Here is a 3,008-nt window from a genome sequence, read left to right on the forward strand (position 1 = left end):
AAGTGAAGGAAGACCCTATGCGTTATCTCCCGCTGACCCCCGACGACCGGCAATCGATGCTGGCGAAGATCGGCGCACAATCGATTGATGACCTGTTCGTTGATGTGCCGGAAGAGGCCCGGCTGGACGGTCCGATCGACGGACTGCCGATGCACGCCGGTGAAATGGCGGTGGAAGCGCATATGAAAGCGCTGGCGAAAAAGAACCATGCGGCTGGTGACATGCCCTTCTTCCTCGGGGCGGGGGCCTATCGCCATCATGTTCCAGCCAGCGTCGACCATATCATCCAGCGCGGGGAGTTTCTGACCGCCTACACGCCCTATCAGCCGGAGATCGCGCAGGGCACGCTGCAGACATTGTTCGAATTCCAGACCCAGGTCGCGCGCCTGTTCGGTGTCGATGTCGCCAATGCGTCAATGTACGATGGCTCGACCGCTTGCTGGGAAGCGATCGTCATGGCCCGCCGGATTACCAAGCGCGGCAAGGCGATCCTCTCGTCGGGCCTGCATCCGCATTATGTTTCGGTGGCCAAGACGATGGCCCGCTTCACCAAGGATGATCTGTCCTATCAGGCGCCGACCCTCGAGGCCGCCGCCGATGGTCAAGCCATGCTCGACCAGATCGATGACCAGACCAGCTGCGTTGTCGTGCAATATCCCGATATATTGGGCCGCATCGGCGACCTTTCCGCGATTGCGGAAAAGGCGCACAAGCACAAAGCATTGCTCATCGCCGTGGTCACGGAGCCGGTCGCTCTCGGAGCGATCAAGTCACCTGGCGAAATGGATGCCGATATCGTGGTCGGCGAAGGCCAGTCTCTCGGCGTCGGCCTGCAATTCGGCGGTCCTTATGTCGGCCTGTTCGGCTGCAAGCAGAAATATGTCCGGCAGATGCCCGGCCGGCTGTGCGGCGAGACCGTCGATGCCGAAGGCAAGCGCGGCTTCGTATTGACCTTGTCGACCCGCGAGCAGCATATCCGCCGCGAGAAAGCGACGTCCAATATCTGCACCAACAGCGGCCTGTGCGCCTTGGCTTTCTCGGCGCACATGACCTTGCTCGGCGAGAAGGGGCTGCGCGAACTGGCCATGCTCAACCATAAAAAGGCGGTGCAGGCAGCGGACCGGCTGTCGCAGATCGATGGCGTGAAGCTGTTGAATGACAGTTTTTTCAACGAATTCACGCTGGTTCTTGATGCCGATTCTCGGCCGTTGGTGCGTAAGCTTGCCGACCAGAGAATATTGGCCGGTGTGTCTCTCGGACGCCTTTATCCGGAGGTCACACCACTCGCGCACGGATTGCTTGTCGCGGTGACCGAAACATCCACCGAGGAAGAGCTCGAGCAATTCGCGACCGCTCTCGAAGGAGCCCTGTCATGAGCATGCTATCCGAAGGCCGTCCGACCAGACAGGAAGACAATCTGCAGATGACCGACACTGGCTCTATCGCCACCCACACCGGCGACCGCGCGCTGATGGTTGACGAACCGCTGATTTTCGAAATCGGTTCACCGGATCGCAGCGGCGTTGACTTGCCCGAGGCACCGCAGGTCGAAAGCCGTCTCGGCGGCCTCGAACGCGAAGCGCCGATTGCCATTCCCGGCCTGTCCGAGGGTGAGACAATTCGCCACTATACCCGCCTCAGCCGCCAGAATTACGCGATCGATGTCGGCCTGTTCCCGCTCGGCAGCTGCACGATGAAGCATAATCCGCGGCTCAACGAGAAGATGGCGCGGCTCAAGGGCTTTGCCGATATTCACCCGCTGCAGCCGGTGGACAGCGTGCAGGGCGCGCTTGGCGTGATCAACGAACTGGCGGTCTGGCTGATCAAGCTGACCGGTATGCACGGCGTCGCGATGACCCCCAAGGCTGGCGCCCATGGCGAGCTTTGCGGCATTCTCTGCATCCGTGCTGCGCTGGAAGCGCGCGGCGATGCCCGCGAAGTGATACTGGTACCGGAAAGTGCCCATGGCACCAATCCGGCTACCGCCGCTTTTGCCGGCTACAAGGTGGAAGATATTCCCGCCAATGCCGCTGGCCGCGTGGACCTCGAGGCGCTCAAGGCGCGTCTGGGACCAGACGTTGCCGGGGTGATGATCACCAACCCCAATACCTGCGGCCTGTTCGAGCCGGACATGAAGGCGATTTCCGATGCGGTCCATGCGGCTGGCGGTTATGTCTATTGCGACGGCGCGAATTTCAACGCGATCGTCGGCAAGGTCCGTCCGGGCGATCTTGGCATCGACGCGATGCATATCAATCTGCACAAGACCTTCTCCACCCCGCATGGCGGTGGCGGACCGGGCTCCGGGCCTGTCGTATTGTCCGAAGCGCTTTCTCCTCACGGGCCACTGCCCTTTACCGAGCGCCATGCGGACGGGCATATCACCCTGGTCGAGGAAGAGACGGTCGAGGACCGGCATCCGCACACATTCGGCCGGATGAGCGCCTTTCATGGCCAGATGGGCATGTTCACCCGCGCGCTGACCTATATCCTCAGCCACGGCGCGGACGGTCTGAAACAGGTGGCGGAAGACGCTGTGCTCAACGCGAATTATATCCTGCGCAGCCTCGAGGACGTGCTCGACGCACCCTTTGCCCACAGCGGACCGTGCATGCACGAGGCGCTGTTCTCCGACAAGGGCTTCACCAACGAGCTGACCACGCTGGATCTGGCCAAGGGTATGATCGACGAGGGCTATCACCCGATGACTATGTATTTCCCGTTGGTCGTCCACGGCGCGATGCTGGTCGAGCCGACCGAGACCGAGAGCAAGGCGGCGATCGACCAGTTCATTGGTGCCTTCCGTTCGGTGGCTGAACGCGCCAAGGCGGGTGACGAAAGCCTGAAAAGCGCGCCCTATTTCGCTCCACGGCGCCGGCTGGACGAAACCCAGGCCGCGCGCAAGCCGATATTGGTGTGGACGGAAGACGAGGAATTTGCTCAGGCTGCGGAGTGAGGGGGCGCAAGTCTGACATATTCGCATAACATCATCCTTCCTGCGGCGCAGC

2 protein-coding genes are annotated in these 3,008 nt (G+C 61.4%); both read left to right on the forward strand.

Annotated features, from left to right (window positions below; all coding sequences use genetic code 11):
• Positions 1-17: 17 nt before the first annotated feature.
• A complete protein-coding gene (gene gcvPA / locus C8024_RS08935) occupies positions 18-1,376 on the forward strand; it encodes an aminomethyl-transferring glycine dehydrogenase subunit GcvPA (protein ID WP_173204239.1) in 1,359 nt (452 codons plus the stop codon).
• On the forward strand, positions 1,373-2,956 hold the full coding sequence (gcvPB, locus tag C8024_RS08940) for an aminomethyl-transferring glycine dehydrogenase subunit GcvPB (RefSeq protein ID WP_173204241.1): 1,584 nt from the start codon (positions 1,373-1,375) through the stop codon (positions 2,954-2,956). Before gcvPA ends, gcvPB begins: the two co-directional genes overlap by 4 nt.
• The last annotated feature ends 52 nt before the right edge of the window (positions 2,957-3,008 follow it).

Source organism: Sphingopyxis sp. BSNA05 (assembly GCF_013265645.1).
Lineage (GTDB): Bacteria > Pseudomonadota > Alphaproteobacteria > Sphingomonadales > Sphingomonadaceae > Parasphingorhabdus.

What these genes read in the sequence shown, in the direction of transcription:
- gcvPA (WP_173204239.1), top strand. Translation starts at nt 18, where the DNA reads ATGCGTTATCTCCCGCTGACCCCCGACGACCGGCAATCGATGCTGGCG.
- gcvPB (WP_173204241.1), top strand. Translation starts at nt 1,373, where the DNA reads ATGAGCATGCTATCCGAAGGCCGTCCGACCAGACAGGAAGACAATCTG.